A 434-nucleotide genomic window follows, 5' to 3' on the forward strand; every position below is an offset into this window, starting at 1 on the left:
GTTCATCGCTGCAGATTTCAAAAATGAAAAGGGTGCAGCACACAAGAACTACGATGCTCCGTTGCCGCGCGCAATGGCCAACCGCATTGTCGATTACCTGGACGAATTCCGACCCCGGTTGCTGCACAAACAGCCTCTCGCTGCGTGGGTATTCCCGAGTAGTCAGACCTCAGAAAAATGGGAAGGACTTAACCAGCAAGTCTTGAAGCTAACTCGCCGACTGATTCCGCATTGCCCCGGCTTCGGCCCCCACGCCGTGCGTCACCTTGTCGCCACGGATTACCTGTGCAAGCACCCTCATGATTACCCCACCGTTGCTCAATTGCTGCATGACAAGCTCGAGACCGTGCTAGCGGTGTACGCGCACTTGAGACAGGACGATTCATTCGGGCGCTACGAAGCGCATCTACAAGCCATCACCACCTAGGAGACGC

1 protein-coding gene is annotated in these 434 nt (G+C 55.8%); it reads left to right on the top strand.

All coding sequences use genetic code 11. The features are described from left to right. A partial coding sequence (locus tag AC1DKD_RS42165) for a site-specific integrase (protein ID WP_477144858.1) occupies positions 1 to 427 on the top strand: 427 nt, incomplete at its 5' end. Positions 428 to 434 lie beyond the last annotated feature (7 nt).

Source organism: Cupriavidus sp. 05T313, from assembly GCF_056396665.1.